The 16,565-nt window shown below is 44.1% G+C and carries 16 protein-coding genes; 4 read left to right on the plus strand and 12 right to left on the minus strand.

Annotated features, from left to right (window positions below; genetic code table 11):
• The first annotated feature begins 93 nt into the window (after window positions 1-93).
• Window positions 94-1,170 carry a DNA polymerase IV gene (dinB, locus tag ACED53_RS08775; RefSeq protein WP_017101907.1) on the plus strand — a complete coding sequence of 359 codons (1,077 nt, stop codon included), beginning with the start codon at window positions 94-96 and terminating at the stop codon, window positions 1,168-1,170.
• 109 nt (window positions 1,171-1,279) lie between these two features.
• Here dinB and ACED53_RS08780 read toward each other — a convergent pair whose 3' ends face one another.
• Window positions 1,280-3,214, minus strand: coding sequence for an ATP-dependent DNA helicase RecQ (locus tag ACED53_RS08780; RefSeq protein ID WP_017101908.1), 1,935 nt, complete (start codon window positions 3,212-3,214; stop codon window positions 1,280-1,282).
• A gap of 145 nt (window positions 3,215-3,359) precedes the next feature.
• Between ACED53_RS08780 and ACED53_RS08785 the strand changes: the two genes are divergently transcribed.
• The 3 genes from ACED53_RS08785 (at window position 3,360) to ACED53_RS08795 (ending at window position 6,366) form a co-directional block, all read left to right on the plus strand.
• Window positions 3,360-3,833, plus strand: a complete 474-nt coding sequence (locus tag ACED53_RS08785; RefSeq protein WP_009848382.1) for a GreA/GreB family elongation factor — start codon at window positions 3,360-3,362, stop codon at window positions 3,831-3,833.
• An 88-nt stretch (window positions 3,834-3,921) separates the two neighbouring features.
• On the plus strand, window positions 3,922-4,716 hold the full coding sequence (locus tag ACED53_RS08790; RefSeq protein WP_009848383.1) for a YggN family protein: 795 nt from the start codon (window positions 3,922-3,924) through the stop codon (window positions 4,714-4,716).
• A 288-nt stretch (window positions 4,717-5,004) separates the two neighbouring features.
• Window positions 5,005-6,366, plus strand: a complete 1,362-nt coding sequence (locus ACED53_RS08795; RefSeq protein ID WP_017101909.1) for a sodium-dependent transporter — start codon at window positions 5,005-5,007, stop codon at window positions 6,364-6,366.
• 154 nt (window positions 6,367-6,520) lie between these two features.
• On the opposite strand, the gene lipA is transcribed toward ACED53_RS08795, so the two are convergent.
• From lipA to lptE, 11 genes are all read right to left on the minus strand, one after another.
• Window positions 6,521-7,486, minus strand: coding sequence for a lipoyl synthase (gene lipA, locus ACED53_RS08800; protein WP_017096213.1), 966 nt, complete (start codon window positions 7,484-7,486; stop codon window positions 6,521-6,523).
• Window positions 7,487-7,490: 4 nt separating this feature from the next.
• Window positions 7,491-8,150: a lipoyl(octanoyl) transferase LipB gene (gene lipB, locus ACED53_RS08805; RefSeq protein ID WP_012603371.1), complete on the minus strand. Its 660-nt coding sequence runs from the start codon at window positions 8,148-8,150 to the stop codon at window positions 7,491-7,493.
• Between the two features lie 195 nt (window positions 8,151-8,345).
• Window positions 8,346-8,624, minus strand: coding sequence for a DUF493 family protein YbeD (ybeD, locus tag ACED53_RS08810; protein ID WP_029223108.1), 279 nt, complete (start codon window positions 8,622-8,624; stop codon window positions 8,346-8,348).
• A gap of 232 nt (window positions 8,625-8,856) precedes the next feature.
• On the minus strand, window positions 8,857-10,038 hold the full coding sequence (locus ACED53_RS08815; protein ID WP_017101910.1) for a serine hydrolase: 1,182 nt from the start codon (window positions 10,036-10,038) through the stop codon (window positions 8,857-8,859).
• 93 nt (window positions 10,039-10,131) lie between these two features.
• Window positions 10,132-10,971 carry a septal ring lytic transglycosylase RlpA family protein gene (locus ACED53_RS08820; RefSeq protein ID WP_029225605.1) on the minus strand — a complete coding sequence of 280 codons (840 nt, stop codon included), beginning with the start codon at window positions 10,969-10,971 and terminating at the stop codon, window positions 10,132-10,134.
• Between the two features lie 3 nt (window positions 10,972-10,974).
• The gene (gene rodA / locus ACED53_RS08825) at window positions 10,975-12,096 is read right to left on the minus strand and encodes a rod shape-determining protein RodA (protein WP_009848472.1); all 1,122 of its coding nucleotides are present in this window, start codon (window positions 12,094-12,096) and stop codon (window positions 10,975-10,977) included.
• Window positions 12,096-13,988: a penicillin-binding protein 2 gene (gene mrdA, locus ACED53_RS08830; protein ID WP_017101912.1), complete on the minus strand. Its 1,893-nt coding sequence runs from the start codon at window positions 13,986-13,988 to the stop codon at window positions 12,096-12,098. The genes rodA and mrdA overlap by 1 nt, the downstream gene beginning before the upstream one ends.
• Window positions 13,989-13,994: 6 nt before the next feature.
• Window positions 13,995-14,465: a 23S rRNA (pseudouridine(1915)-N(3))-methyltransferase RlmH gene (gene rlmH, locus ACED53_RS08835; RefSeq protein WP_017096211.1), complete on the minus strand. Its 471-nt coding sequence runs from the start codon at window positions 14,463-14,465 to the stop codon at window positions 13,995-13,997.
• Between the two features lie 3 nt (window positions 14,466-14,468).
• Window positions 14,469-14,786 (minus strand): ribosome silencing factor, encoded by a 318-nt coding sequence (gene rsfS / locus ACED53_RS08840; protein ID WP_009848475.1) that lies wholly within the window; start codon window positions 14,784-14,786, stop codon window positions 14,469-14,471.
• A gap of 64 nt (window positions 14,787-14,850) precedes the next feature.
• Window positions 14,851-15,876: a DNA polymerase III subunit delta gene (gene holA / locus ACED53_RS08845; RefSeq protein ID WP_017101913.1), complete on the minus strand. Its 1,026-nt coding sequence runs from the start codon at window positions 15,874-15,876 to the stop codon at window positions 14,851-14,853.
• 9 nt (window positions 15,877-15,885) lie between these two features.
• Entirely contained in the window at window positions 15,886-16,542 is a 657-nt protein-coding gene (lptE, locus tag ACED53_RS08850; RefSeq protein ID WP_012603378.1) for an LPS assembly lipoprotein LptE, read from the minus strand.
• Window positions 16,543-16,565 lie beyond the last annotated feature (23 nt).

Genomic DNA, 16,565 nt, shown 5'->3' on the forward strand with positions numbered 1-16,565 from the left:
AAAGCTATTTAGCTGGGCTCCAGATCATTTTAAATCTGAGAATAATTGATTATACTGTTTATAAATACAGTTGTAAGGTTGGGTTATTCCTAGATGTGTAGTGCGGGTGAAGAGAAAGTAAGAAAGATAATCCACGTTGATATGGACTGTTTTTACGCAGCTGTTGAAATGAGAGATAATCCCGCTTACCGAAATCGACCACTTGCAGTAGGGGGGCATGAAAAGCAGCGTGGCGTTTTGAGTACCTGTAATTACGAAGCTCGCAAGTTTGGTATTCGTTCTGCAATGCCGACGGGAAAGGCGCTGCAGCTTTGTCCCAATCTGTTGGTTGTTCCTGGGAGGATGTCGGTCTACGTCGAGATATCGAAAAAGATTCGCGAGATTTTTTCTCGATATACATCCATCATTGAACCCCTGTCTTTAGATGAAGCTTTTCTTGATGTCACGGATTCGACGCTGTGTCGTGGTTCGGCAACACTTATTGCCGAAGCAATTCGTAGCGATATCTGGAATGAACTTAACCTGACCGCTTCTGCTGGTATTGCGCCGATTAAATTTTTGGCGAAGGTGGCCTCGGATCTAAACAAGCCCAATGGTCAGTTTGTTATTCCTCCACAGGATGTTCAATCAGTGATTGATGAGCTGCCACTCGAAAAAATCCCAGGCGTTGGCAAGGTCAGTATTGAAAAGCTCCATCAAGCTGGCTTCTTTACTTGTAAGGACATTAAGGAATCTGACTATCGAGATCTATTGCTCCGGTTTGGCCGTCAAGGCGCATCACTCTGGAAGCGCAGCCATGGTATTGATGACAGAGAAGTTATTATTGAGCGTGAACGAAAATCGGTAGGCGTGGAGCGAACTTTTACTCAGAATATTTCTACTTACGCAGAATGTTGGCAGGTAATTGAAGACAAGCTTTTTCCTGAGCTTGAAGCACGTCTAGAGAAAGCTAGCCCAAGTAAAGCGATCATCAAGCAGGGCATTAAGCTCAAGTTTGCCGACTTCCAGCAAACCACTATTGAGCACATACACGCCTCTCTCGATCGAGAGCACTTTAAAGAACTGTTGAGTGAGATACTTAAAAGGCAGCAAGGGCGAGAAATACGCCTACTTGGTTTAAGCGTAATGCTACAACCCAAAGACCAAATGCGTCAATTGAGTTTCTTCTAGGGAAAGGCGCTGAGAGTTTAGATTTAGAGGTGTTGCTGGAAGGGTTAGAGTTTGAATAGCGACTAGACTCCACAGCCTAGCCAGCTTCTATATCAATACGTGATATGCCTTATCTAGGAAGTTGTTTAACTCGCGCTAAGGTATCACTGAATGGTTGTTGCTCTAGCTTTCCGTATCCAACCATTTTGCTGGCTTTAAGCTTGGTTGAAAGTGGAGTTGCGATTCCGCATAGAAAACGAGTAATAGCTTCGTCGGTGATCAATTGTTGACTCTTAGATACAAATTCATGAATCCATGTCATTACCGTTTCATCATCAATAGGCTCAACATCAACGGTTGGTAATATTGCTACTTGACCGCGACATACTGAGCAGTGACCACACTTGGCTGGCGCTTTATCATCGGCGAAGTAACTCGCAAGGCAAGAGCTTAGGCAGGTATCAGCCTCAAAGAAGCTCAGCATTTGGTTAAGGCGGTTTATCTCACTGTTCTCTTTTGCCTTAAACAATTCAGTTAGACGTTCCGATAACTGCATCATGTCTTCAGTGGTGTTGTGGATCGCATACACATCTGTGATCTGCTTACTTTCCAACTCAATCCAACCTTGTTCATTGAAGTAATCGATAGCCGCAATCACACGCTGACGATCTGCTTGAAAGTGAGTCCAAAGGGCATCGAAATCGACTTGGCACCAAACTCTGGCTTGAGGAGAGCATTGGAAAATTGCTTCTACAAAATGGCGACGTTCGCTTTGGAATTGCTCGATGATCTGCTGCTTAGTACGTATGAATTTAAATTTGTAGTCAGCAAAGTAGCTGTATTTAGGCTCAATCACGCCTTCAATTTCGAGATACACCAGTAGCGTTTTAAGTGGTAACTGACGAATGTTGGACTCACGCGATAGTTGGTTGAACATGATTTCCCATTGGTTTGCGCCAGAAGCAGCAATGTTTTGGTTTTCGTATATTTCTTTTAAGACCGTTTGAATTGATATGTTGTCTGGCGTATCACCAAAAACGAAGTTCTCGAGTGTGCTCAAACCATGTTTGTTAGCCAGTAAAATACATTCAGACGCTTGCCCATCTCGGCCTGCTCTGCCTATCTCTTGCGAGTAGTTTTCGATCGATTTCGGTAAGTCAAAGTGAATCACTCGGCGAATGTTGGACTTATCGACACCCATACCAAAAGCAATGGTTGCCACGATGCAGTTCACATCATCGTTCATGAATTGATGTTGAATGGCATCTCTGTTTTCAGGCTTAAGACCCGCATGGTAAGCCACGGCATTAACGCCAGCATTACGGAGTTGCTGAGCCACCATCTCTGCTGTCTGTTGAAGGGTGACATAAACAATAGTCGGAGCGAGAGAAGCTTGGTTAACGACATTGCACAAGGTTTCTAGTTTGCTGGTTTGTTCGCAAGGTTGAATCGACAGGTCGAGGTTTTGACGATAGAAACCCGTAACCACAACGCGCTCCTCATCAATTTCAAACTTCGACTTCATATCTTGGATAACCGATGTCGTCGCAGTAGCTGTCAGTAGCAGTACTTGTGGAATATTGAGCTGCTTTTGGTATTGGGGAAGCTTCAGGTAGTCTGGCCTGAAGTTGTGCCCCCATTCTGAAATACAGTGCGCTTCATCGACCACCAGTAACGAGATTGGTACTTGGGAGATAAACTGACGAAAGCGTTCATTCTTCAAGCGCTCAACAGAGATCATTAGGATTTTGGTGTCCCCGTTACGCACGGATTGCATCACCTGTTGTGTGGTTTGTCTGTCTTGGCTTGATTCGATTGCAGCCGCGCTTATTCCCTTACTGTGTAAGAAGCTGAGCTGGTCTTTCATTAAGGCTAACAATGGTGATATCACTAAGGTTAAGTGCGGCAACTCTAATGCTGGCAATTGGTAGCAAAGCGACTTGCCTGAGCCTGTTGGGAATATAGCGGCAGTCGAGTGACCAGATAGAACATTATCAATGACTTGCTTTTGCCCATTACGCAGTGAGTCGAATCCGAATACTTGTTTTAGCTTCTGCTCAATCATTTATGTTCTACCTGAGTTATTAAGTGTCGTATTGATGTTAAAGCGGGCGCCTATTGATGATTGCGTCGCTTGATGAATCAAATGTCTTGCACCTGATTGTACCTAATTCTATTCTGTAGCTCCTATACAAAAGCACCCCAATAGTATGAATAAGTCTGAGCTTCGCCAAATAATCATAGAGCAACTTGAATCCCGATTACGTATTGCACAATCTGCTACTCAACGCGCTATTGATGCGGCGACCGATGAAGAGACAGTGCCTGAGCATAAGTACGATACATTGGCACTAGAAGCTTCGTATCTTGCTCACGGTCAAGCAGTAAGAGTGCAAGAGTGTGAAGGTGACATTCAGTGTTATCGTAACTTAGTGCTGCGTGATAGTGAGAAGATTACAGTGAGCAGCTATGTTGTGGTCATTGACGAGCATGATCAATATAAACACTTTTTCATGGGGCCGAGAGTCGGTGGGCTTTCTGTTACGTGGAATAACAATGAAGTTGCTATCGTGACGGAAAATGCACCTTTTGGTCAGGCTCTAATGGGGAAAGAAGTCGGTGATGAGATTGAGTTTAAGGTCGCAGATAAACAGTTTTGCTATGAAGTAATATCTATCGACTAACTGAGTAACGGATATATATAAAACGTTTCTCTGACAAAGAAGCATATACCAAGGGTATAGTAATCTGTCAGATTGATGAGAGGATGTTATGAAAAACAATGTATTTATGAAAAACAAAATGTTTATGAAGAACAGTGTATTAATCGCATCGTTAACAGCGGTAATCTCTGTTGTGAGCCTGCCAACTTTTGCTGCTCAGTGTCGAGTTGATTTGAAAAATGAATTGCGAATCGATGACCAGAAAGTCGAAATCCACCAAGTGAATGGTGATACTGCCGTTTTTGATGGTAACAACGATTTATATATCCATGGTGAGAAGGTTGAGCTTGATGCCGACCAACAAGCGGCGATTGAGAAATACCGCGAAAAAGTGAGTGAGTACTTGCCACGAGCGAAACAAATGGCTAACGATGGCTTAGCGTTAGCGAATGACGTTATTGATGACATTGCTGCTAGCCTAGATTCACCGGAATCATTTGATAATGTAAAAGAGTCAATGAAAACCTACTTTGATGAACTGGAAGCTCGTTACTACAAAGATGGCGAGTTAGTGTTACCAGCAGACAGTTTTGATTCGATGGCCAATGGTTGGTCTGAAGATTTCGAGAAGGCTAAGGAGATCTTTAACCAAGAATTTATCTCTAGCGCTTTTAATGCGATGTCAGAAAAAATGAAACAAGATGGTGGCTTAAATCTTACTGAATTGGCTGACAGCATGGCTGCATTAAAGCTTAAAGTTGAAGAGCGCATGAAAGAACACTCTCAACAAGTGCAAGAGGAAGCGAATGAGTTCTGTGATTCTCTTGATGAGATGGCAGAACAAGAGCAACAGCTGCATGAAATCATTCCGAACCTAAAAGACTATCAAGTCTTCACGATCTAATCTGAATCTAACTATAAGTCACAAGAGCACCATTTGGTGCTCTTTTTGTTCGTATAAATTGAACAATACGACGAGTAATCATCTCAATTCAATCCATTGTTTCTCTAGTCCTGAACCTTGCTTTACTGCTTTTCGGTAAACGATAAGACCAGTTATTTGTTAATTTAATGGTTCTAAATAGCGTATTTGTTGTAAAAACTAGAAGATCACTCATTTATTAGTTGTGCCTATCATTGCTTTTGATTACTGTACTTCTCAACTAGTTCACTGATTTTTAATGCGGGCAATATGGACCAACAATCTTCCTCTTCAAGAGAGCACTTTAGCTCTCGTTTGGGTTTTATTTTAGCAGCGGCGGGTGCAGCTGTTGGCTTAGGTAATATTTGGGGTTTCCCAACCCAAGTCGCCAGTAACGGCGGTGGTGCTTTTCTGCTTGTTTACCTAATTATGATTTTCGTGGTTGCTTTCCCGATGCTGGTGGTTGAGATGGCTATTGGTCGACATGGCCAAGCAAATCCTGTCGATAGCATGCGTTCTTTGACTACAAACCCGTTAGGCAAGAAAGTCGGTGAATTTGTCGGTTGGATTGGGTTGAGTGTTCCAAGTGCAGTGCTAGCGTTTTATAGCATTGTCGGTGGTTGGTTGATCTGCTTCCTAATTGGTGCTGTCGCTGACCTGATTGGTCTAGAGGCCGCTGCTGATTGGTTTAAAGGCTTCAGTGTTGAGCGCAATGTTTTTGGTACCGTCGCATTCTATGTGCTGACTATCTTGATTGTTCAGGGCGGTGTTAAGCAGGGGATCGAGAAATGGTCGACCCGTTTGATGCCTGCGCTATTTGTGTTATTTGGCTTATTGTTTGTTTACATCATGACGCAATCTGGCGCGATGGAAGGCCTAAAGCATTACCTCGTTCCAGACTTTGAGAAAGTGTGGGATAGAAAACTGATTTTGGCAGCTATGGGGCAGGGCTTCTTCTCGCTCACTATTGGTGGTTGCTCGATGTTGGTTTATGGCTCTTACTTAAGTAAGAAAGAGAACCTGCCAAAAATGGCAATGAACGTTACCTTAGTTGATACCGCGGTTGCTTTTATTGCGGGCTTAGTCGTGATGCCTGCCATGTTTATTGCGATGCAAAAAGGTGTTCAAATCTATGCTGAAGATGGCTCATTACTGAGCTCTGATACCCTAGTATTTACGGTTCTGCCTTTGATGTTTGATAGCTTAGGTATGCTGGGTCAGGTCTTCGCAATTGTGTTTTTCTTATTGCTAACGATTGCTGCACTTACTTCATCGATTTCAATGTTGGAAGCCCCTGTCGCTCTTGTTAGTGAGCGTTTTAAGACCAGACGAACGCCAACAAGTTGGGTAATTGGTGGTGCTATCGCATTGTTCAGTGTGGTGATTGTTTACAACTTTGCCGCTATGTTTGGCATGGTTGCGATGATTGCGACTCAGTACCTTCAACCAGTCGCTGCACTGATGTTCTGTGTGTTTGGTGGTTGGGTATGGAGCCGAGCTTCAAAAGTGAAAGAACTTGAACAAGGTTGTCCTGATTTTCAACTTGGTTGGTTTGGTAAGGTTTGGCCAATGTATGTGAAGTTTGTGTGCCCAATTTTAGTCGCAACGGTTATCTGGGCATCTTTTGGCTAGTAGACCATTTAACATCTAGATGATTAGACTTGCAGTTCAAGGCCACTCTTAATGAGTGGCTTTGTTGTTTTTGTATCGAACAAGCTTGTTCGATAGAAAAAAGGCGCTGAACATAAAATTCAGCGCCTTTGTATTGTTCGTTAAGCAATCGTGATTACTTAATTTCCATACCTTGTGCTTGCAAGTCTGCATGGTAAGAAGAACGTACAAACGGACCACATGCTGCGTGAGTGAAGCCTAGCTCTAGAGCAATCTCTTTCAACTCATCAAACTCAGAAGGCGGCACGTAGCGTTCAACTGGCAAGTGGTGACGGCTTGGTGCTAGGTATTGGCCTAGAGTCAGCATCGTTACACCATGTTCACGAAGATCTTTCAATACTTGAACGATCTCTTCTTTCGTCTCACCAAGGCCCATCATCACACCTGATTTGGTTGGGATGCTTGGATGCTGCTCTTTGAATTTTCTTAACAGATCAAGAGACCACTTGTAGTTCGCACCTGGACGCGCTTTACGGTATAGACGCGGCGCTGTCTCTAGGTTGTGGTTGAAAACATCTGGTGGGTTGTCTTTCATTAGTTCAAGCGCAACGTCCATACGACCACGGAAGTCCGGAACCAGTGTTTCGATACGAATGTTTGGGTTTTGCTCGCGAATTTCACGGTTACAATCAGCAAAGTGTTGAGCACCGCCATCACGTAAGTCATCACGGTCTACTGAAGTGATTACAACGTACTTCAGTTTCATGTCTTTAATCGTCTTAGCCAGTTTCTTCGGCTCTTCGGCTTCTGGAGCATTCGGTCGACCATGGGCAACATCACAGAACGGGCAGCGACGAGTACAGATAGCGCCAAGAATCATAAACGTTGCCGTGCCGTGGTTAAAACACTCAGCTAGGTTAGGGCAAGACGCTTCTTCACAAACTGAGTGCAGGTTGTTTTTGCGCATTGCAGATTTGATTTCTTGAATACGATGGCTGTCTGAAGGAAGTTTAATCTTCATCCATGCAGGCTTACGTAAAACTTCTTTCTGTTCAGCAGGCATATTCTTTACGGGAATTAATGCCATTTTGTCAGCGTCACGATATTTAACGCCTTTTTCCATTTGGATTGGTTTGCTCATGATTTTATGCTTCTGCTGTAATGTTACTGGTGGCTTGAATGTCTACTTGGTCATAGCCGAGTAGTTCTACGAGCTCTTGTATTAACTGTTGCTCAACGTTTTCTAGTTCACTTGGACCGCCGAGTTGGCTTACTTGCGCCATTTCCATTCCTTGGTAACCACATGGGTTAATACGTTGGAATGGAGACAAGTCCATATCGACGTTGAGTGCTAGCCCGTGGAACGAGCAGCCGCGTCGAATTCGTAATCCGAGTGAACAGATTTTCTTGCCATCGACATAAACACCAGGAGCGTCAGGTCGGGCAGTTGAATCTATATTGTAAGCTTTCAGAGTATTGATTACGAGGTTCTCAATATGAGTAACCAAATCACGCACTCCAAATTTCTTGCGGCGGATGTTTATCAGGAAGTAAGCGACTAACTGACCGGGCCCGTGGTACGTCACTTGGCCACCGCGATCGCTTTGTATCACAGGGATATCACCAGCATTTAATACATGCTCAGCTTTACCTGCTTGTCCTTGAGTGAAAACTGGGTTGTGTTCAACCAACCAAATTTGGTCTACGTCTTCATCCGTGCGTTCGTCTGTGAACTTATGCATGGCTTTCCATACAGGTTCGTAATCCTGACGACCTAATTTTTTTACGATTAGCTTATTTTGCAAAGCGGCACTTCCTCAAGGATTAATAAAGTGAGCGCATTATAAACGCGAAACAGGTTTCTAACTACAGACGGACAGCAAGGTTTTTCAACTTTCTTTGTATTTATTGAAAATTAAGTTGAATGCTTTGGAAGGGGAGCGAGGGTTTCAAACAAAAACAGCGGCAATAAGCCGCTGTTTTTCATGCGTAATCGAAAGTTACAGAACCATACGAACGATTTCGATTTCGCCCAGTTCTTTATATAGCGTTTCTACTTGCTCAATTGAAGTCGCAGTAATATTGATAGAAACAGAGTGGTAGTTACCTTTCGCACTCGGTTTTAGAGTTGGGCTGTAGTCACCAGGAGCATGACGCTGGATCACTTCTAGTACTAGTTCAGTAAGTTCTGGCTTAGCGTAGCCCATAACTTTGTAAGTGAATGAACAAGGGAACTCTAAGAGGTCTTTTAGTTTTGCATCAGAATTGATGTTCATGATTAGCTCCAAAAGGCTAGACTCTCGCAAATTGGCGAAATGTCGATAAAAAGCGTGTTCGGTCAACAGACACGAGTAATAATGCGGAATATTACGTGTAAATATCACCGAACTCAAGATCAACAAAAGCCGCACATGGCGGCTTTTGTTTCGCTAATGAGAAAATCATGAACCTACTCATTAGGTTAGCTATACAGCAAGCTTAGGTTTTGTGTAGAACAAACCGTTGGCTGATTTAGAATAAACCCTTGAACAGCAGTACTAGGTAGTCCCATAGGCGGCTAAATAAGCTGCCTTGCTCTACATTTTCTAGTGCAAGTAGTGGGTATTCAGCAACGTCTTCACCGTCGACTTGGTAGAATAGTTTACCCACAACGTCGCCTTTGCTGATTGGTGCTTCTAGCTCTTTCTCAAGAACGAAGCTTGCCTTCAGGTTCTTAGCTTGGCCACGAGGCAGAGTAACGAACGTATCTTCGTCGACACCTAGTGCAACCGTGTCCTTGCTACCCATCCAGATTTTTTCTTCAACGAATGTCTCGCCAGCGGTGTGTGGTGCCACTGTTTCGAAGAAGCGGAAACCGTAGCTAAGCAGTTTTTTGCTTTCTGTTTTACGAGCGTTAGCATTCTTGGTGCCCATAACAACAGCAACTAGGCGCATTTTACCTTCGGTTGCTGAGCTTACTAGGCTGTAACCTGCATTGCTTGTGTGGCCCGTTTTAATGCCATCAACGTTCATGCTCTTATCCCATAACAGACCGTTGCGGTTGTACTGGGTGATGCCGTTGTAAGTGAATTTCTTTTGTGAGTAGATACGGTACTCATCAGGAACATCGCGAATCAGCGCCTGACCTAGTAGCGCCATATCGTAAGGCGTTGAGTAAAGGTTAGGGTTGTCTAGACCGTGCACGTTAGCAAAGTGCGTGTCTTTCATTCCGATAGAGCTCGCCCATGCGTTCATTAAGTCAACAAATGCATCTTCAGAGCCAGCAATATGTTCAGCCATCGCAACACAAGCATCGTTACCTGATTGAATAATGATACCGCGGTTCAGCTCTTCAACTTTAACGGTTGTACCCACTTCAATGAACATCTTAGATGAATCAGGGAAGTTTTTAGCCCAAGCATTTTCACTGATAACAACATCGTCGTTTAGGTTGATGTTGCCGCGCTCTAGCTCTTGGCCGACTACGTAGCTCGTCATCATCTTGGTTAAACTTGCTGGAGAAAGTTGAGTGTTCATCTCTTTCTCTGCGAGTACTTTGCCTGAATGGTAATCCATCAGAACAAATCCCTTAGCAGCGATTTGAGGAGCGTCAGGAACAATAATAGGAGCGGCGAATGACGATGTTGCTATCGTTGCAGAAAGTGCAACTGAAGTAGCAAAAATCGATTTAACAAGTTTATTAGATTTAATCATTTTGAATGCAATTATTAGGTGAACTATTCATATATTAACAGAATCACTCTGTCACACCAGAGCGCTGATTACCAGAAGTAACTGTTAGATAAATTAGCGAGTTAGCGTGTGTTTTTTTATATAAGCTGACGGGTAACCCATTAGCTTAACTTGTTCTAATTTTTCTTGAGTCAGAGCATAGTCATGAAATGGGCCAAGCATCAGGCGGTAGTTATCATCATTTGGCTGCAAGAACGTTGCTACAGCTAACTTTTCGCCTAGATCTTTGGCTAACTTCTCGGTTCTATCTTCATGTTGGGAAGTGGCTACTTGAATAATAAATTGAGGTAAAGCCGCCTTTTTATTTGCGTCAGTTGGCATAGCCACAGTGATGACTTCTATCTCAACATTTGCCGTGCCTGTTCTCAATACATCGAGTTTGTATGCTGCGGCATAACTAAGGTCAATGATTCGCCCTTCATGAAATGGGCCTCGGTCATTGATGCGCACAATCGTCGTTTTGTCATTGTCGGTATTCGTCACTTTTACATAGCTCGGAATCGGCAATGTTTTGTGTGCCGCAGACATCGAATACATGTCGTAGATCTCGCCATTCGACGTTAAATGACCATGAAATTTCTTACCGTACCAAGAGGCTTTGCCTTTCTCAGTAAACCCTTCTGTCTTCTTTACGATTTTGTAGTCTTCGCCACGCAAAGTGTAATCCGTGTTACCACCTAAACTATAAGGTTCATACTGAGGGTGAGCATCCTCGAGATGCTCTACTGAGATCGGTGCGTCTGGTGCAATGTCTGAATCTATATCGTAGCGTCCTGTTGGTTCTGTCGAAGAACAACCGTTTATAACAACGGCTAGGCTCACTATAGATACTAGTTTTTTTATTGGCAGCTCATTAACCAAAGATGTTTTTATAGGAGTTACTTTAACAGACATCAATTAGGTCGCCTTTGAGAATGCTTTTCTGTGTGTATGGATTGACATTAAAATACCGAAACCAGCCATAAGGGTAACCATAGAGGTACCGCCATAGCTGACCAGAGGTAGAGGGACACCCACCACAGGTAGAATGCCGCTTACCATACCAATGTTTACGAAAATATAGACGAAGAAACTCAGTACGATACTGCCGCCCATCATTCGCCCAAATGCTGTTTGAGCTTGGCTTGCAAGCACTAAGCCACGGCCAATAATGAACAGGTAGATAGCGAGCAAAAACAAAATACCAATCATGCCCCACTCTTCTGCGATGACCGCAAAAATAAAGTCGGTATGGCGCTCTGGAATGAACTCTAGTTGAGATTGGGTACCTTGCAGCCAACCTTTTCCTGATATACCACCAGAGCCAATTGCAATCTTACTTTGGATGATGTGATAGCCTGCACCTAATGGATCTGATTCAGGGTCAAAAAGGGTTCTTACACGAACTTTTTGATATTCACGCATCAAGAAGAACCATAAGATTGGAATAAACCCACCCAGTGCAATCGCGGCACTAGCAATGATCTTCCAACTAATACCTGCCAGGAATATCACGAAGATACCGGATGCTGCGATGAGTATCGATGTGCCTAAATCGGGCTGTTTAGCGATAAGGATTGTAGGTACAAACACCATCACTAATGAGATAGCCAAGGTTTGGAAAGTGGGTGGCAGTGAGCGCTTACCAATAAATCGAGCTAGCATCAAAGGTACTGCAAGCTTCAATAGTTCAGAGGGTTGGAATCGAATAAAGCCGAAGTTTAACCAGCGCTGTGCACCTTTAGAGGCCTCGCCAAAGAACAACACTCCGAGTAGTAGAATAACGCCGCCCGCAAACAGTAGTGGAGCCAAGGTCTCATAAGTACGAGGCGAGATTTGCGCTAAAAAGATCATCACACCTAAAGACAGCACCATACGCATCGCTTGGCGATCCATCATCGCAAGGCTTTGTCCGCTTGCGCTGTACATGATCAATAGGGCAAAGCCCATTAAAACCAGAATGCCAAGCAATAGCGGAAGGTCGATATGCAGCCGTTCAAATAGGGCTCTATTTCGTCCAGTTGAAGGATCAAGTTTCATTATTTTATTGGCTCACTTTCATAATCTTCTGCAAGAATAATATGGTCTAAAATTCTTCTTACAACTGGGCCACCATTTGATGAACCACCACCGGCATTCTCCAAAACGATAGTTACGACCGCTTCAGGATCTTCAAAAGGCGCATAACCGGTGAAGAGGGCATGATCGCGTAAATGTTCTGCGATTTCATCTGCGTTGTATTCTTCATCTTCTTTTAGACCGAATACTTGTGCAGTACCTGATTTACCAGCAGTTTGATAAGACATTTTTTGGAATGAGCGTCTTGCTGTGCCTTTCTTTCCGTGGTTTACCAATCTCATGCCTTCTTGCGCGATATCCCAGTATCTCTGCTTAACACCAGTTACCGGAGGGTACGTTTCGATTTCAGATATCGTTTGTTCATCGAACGGTTGACCGTTCTCAATTGTCGCGCGTAGTAAATGGGGAGCGGTTACCTCTCCTTCATTGACCAATACTGAAGTCGCTTTTGCAATCTGCATTGGTGTTGCTGTCCAGTAGCCCTGGCCAATACCGACAGGGATGGTGTCACCTTGATACCAAGGTACACGGTGTCTGGCCATTTTCCATTCGCGAGTGGGCATATTCGCTTTGCTTTCTTCGTAAATGTCGATGCCAGTGTAATCACCAAAACCGAATAACATCATCCATTTAGATAAGCGATCGATGCCTAAATCAAATGAAATTTGGTAGAAGAAGGTATCAACCGATTCTTCAATGGCTTTCTCTATGTCAACGACACCGTGTCCCCAACGTAACCAGTCGCGGAACGGCTTCGTTTTTGAGTTTGGAATCTTCCAATAGCCCGGGTCATTACGCGTCGTGTTCGGAGTAATTACGCCTTCTTGTAGAGCTGCGACGGCAATGAAGGGTTTGATCGTCGATGCTGGCGGATAAATTCCTAGCGTTGCACGGTTAACTAAAGGTCGGTCTTTGTCTTGAAGCAGGGCATTATAACCTTTCGAGGAAATACCATGCACAAAGGCATTTGGGTCGTAGCTTGGGCTGGAAACCATGGCTAATACGCCATTGTCTTTCGGGTCGAGAACCACGGCTGAACCACGACGTCCATCAAGCAGTTTATGCACGTATAGCTGAAGTTTGATATCCAAGTTGAGCACGATATCTTTCCCCGGAGCCGAAGGTACAAATTTAAGAGTGCGGATCACTCGTCCACGGCTGTTTACTTCGACTTCTTGATAGCCAGCGGTGCCGTGTAGCATGTCTTCGTAATAGCGCTCAATGCCGAGTTTACCGATATCGCGGGTGGCTTGGTAATTGGCGTCTTTCTCTTCACGAACCAAGCGCTGCATATCACGGTCGTTGATGCGAGATACGTAGCCAATCACGTGAGTTAACACATCACCATAAGGGTAGAAACGTTTTAGCGTCCCTGTCACTTCAACGCCTGGGAACTTATGTTGATTTACAGAAAAGACCGCCACTTGTTCTTCGGTAAGCTGATTAAGAATAGGTACTGATTTGAAGCGACGTGAATTACGACGATCACGATTAAAACGTTCGATACGCTCCGGTGGTATGTCGATTAACGCTTGTAAACGAACAAGCGTATCTTCCATGTTTTTGACTTTTTCTGGGGTGATCTCCAGATTAAAAACAGGCCGGTTTTCTGCAAGAAGTACACCGTTGCGGTCGTAAATTAAACCACGATTGGGTGCGATTGGAACGACCTTGATGCGGTTGTCGTTGGAGCGGGTTTTATAGTCCTGATATTGATTAACTTGGATGTTGTAAAGGTTCACAACCAGCAAGCTCATCATCACTATAATCCCTGCAAACGCAACAGAAGCACGACTAGTAAATAGTCGTGCTTCTGCTTTGTAATCACGAATTTGGCTACGTTTACGTAACATTAACGCTTATTCTCGATGATAAGGGTGGTTAGCAGTGACGCTCCAAGCTCGATACAAGCTTTCAGCCATGATAACGCGTACTAATGGGTGAGGGAGAGTAAGTGCTGACAGAGACCAGCTTTGGTCTGCTGCCGCTTTACATGCTGGTGCTAATCCTTCAGGCCCGCCAATAAGGATAGAAACGTCACGGCCATCCAGCTTCCAACTTTCCAATTGCTCTGCGAGTTGAGGCGTATCCCACTTTCTTCCTGGGATATCGAGTGTGACAATGCGGTTGCCTTTCGGAACTGCAGCTAACATTGCTTCGCCTTCTTTTTGAAGAATACGTGCAATATCGGCATTTTTACCGCGTTTTCCCGCAGTGATTTCAATGAGTTCTAATGGCATATCATGAGGGAAGCGGCGTTTATATTCTTTAAAGCCTTCTTCAACCCACTTTGGCATTTTTGTACCAACTGCGATTAACTGGATCTTCAAAGCTTAGCCCCAAAGTTTTTCTAGTTGGTACAGTTCACGATGCTCTTCTTGCATAACGTGAAGCATGCTTGTGCCCATGTCTAGAACAACCCATTCACCTTCTTTTTGGCCGTCCATGCCAAGGGGATTCATGCCAGCCTTGCGCACTTCATCAGCAACGTGCTGTGCAATAGAGGCAACATGGCGCTTAGATGTACCAGTACAAACAATCATGTAGTCAGTAACACTTGATTTGCCTTCTACATCGATAGTCACAATCGATTCTGCTTTCATGTCGTCGGCTTTGTCTGCAAGAAAATCTTTTAGTTCTTCACGTAACACGGGGTGTTCCTTTAATCTGAGTTTAGCTTTTTAGGGTCTGTTGACCCTAGAATATACCACGCTTTTATGCGTGAGATGGGATTGAAGCTGAAGGGATACAAAACTCTACGCTTAACTGATGAATTAGTGGCCAAGGCGACTGTTCATATTGGGTTTTTGTCATCAATTCAGCTTGAGTGAGCAACGCAAACAGGGAGTGTAATCGAGAAATCGAAACTCTTGTTAGCGCGGCGTTATAAAGAGGTTTTTTTGATTGCCAGATACGGTGCTTTTCAAATACCTGCGCGATTGGCATCTGCTTCATTTGTTGCTGCATTTGTAATAGCAGAGCAAGCTCACGTTGTATGCTACGCAGCAAGATGACGGGTTCGACACCTTCGGCTTCTAACTGACGCAGGATTCGCTGTGCACGGTTGCCTTTGCCTGCTAATAACGCATCACTCCAATGGAATGGCGTAAAGTGGTTGTGTCGACTCAGCGATTCTTCTAAACGTACTAATGTGAGCTTTCCATCTGGGTATTGGAGAGCCAGTTTTTCTAGGCTTTGGGTGAGCGCAAATAGATTACCCTCATGCCATTGCGCCAACATTTGTATCGCTTCAGGATCCGGTGATAAGCCGATCTGACGACAGCGTGTTTGGACAAACTGAGGTAAGCGGCTGACATCAGGAGTTAAACAGCTTACCCAATGCCCTTGATTAGAGAGTGCTTTAAACCACTTAGCACTCTCTTGAGCCTTAGTTAGCTTAGTGCCAATCAAGATCAATAGAATATCGTTGTGTATATGCTCAGAGATTGCGAGTAATTCTTTTGCAATCGACGCATTGACCCCGGACTCTGGCAATTCAAGTTCGATGACCTGACGACTAGAGAATAGGCTCAATGCTTGAGTGCAGTCGTAGACTTGATTCCAGTCGAGACTGCTATCAATAGCAAAGCGGTGGCGTTCTTCGAAGCCTTGCTCTTTGGCTGTCTTTTGAATCGCTTCTCGGCTTTCCTGCAGCAGTAAAGGTTCGTTACCAAAAATTAGGTAAACGTTGCTTAATTGCTTAGCAAGTTGCTCAGATAAACGATCAGCAAAAATACGCATTAAATAAACCTATTGCTCGACAGTTACGCTAGGCTCAGCATCAGGTACTGCACTTGCGTCGACCTCAACATCGTCAATTTCGATGTTTTTGATGTTGTACTGTTTTTCTAGCTCTTTTACTTGAACCTGTTCAAGCTCTTCTAGGTTCATATTTCCTGCGGCAATAGTCGCTTTCAGTCGGGCCATTTGACGAAGGATTTGGCTTGTTGCAAGCTTGCGCATTTCGTCTTCAATCATGTCACGCTCAACCGATTTTGCGAGTGCCGTTAGTGGGTTGTCTAAATAGCTGCGGGTTACGCTAGTTGAGAAGGTATTGGCCCCTAATTCTGGGATCGTTACGCGGTATGAAGCGTTAAGCGTCAGCTCTTTCTCAGCGGCACGAGTATTTTGGTATAGCGACAAAGTACGTTCCCCAACTCCTTCACCAAGAATATGTAGGTTAGGGATATTTTCAGCTGGTGGCACTATTTCTACATCATTCATACGTAGCTGGCTTTTCATCATACGTGTAAACGTACTGTATTGGTCGTAACTGGTTACTGAGATCTTGTTGAGCTCTTGTGGCACGGAGTAGTCACCACGTAAATGGAAACCACAGGCGCTCAGCAGGCTAACGGTTAGAACAACAATAGTAACTTTCAATGAAGATAGTGAATTCAGGCGCATTATTTGATGGCTCTCATGAAGGT

The sequence above is a fragment of the Vibrio sp. 1F169 genome, assembly GCF_041439605.1.
GTDB classification, from domain to species: Bacteria; Pseudomonadota; Gammaproteobacteria; order Enterobacterales; family Vibrionaceae; genus Vibrio; species Vibrio tasmaniensis_A.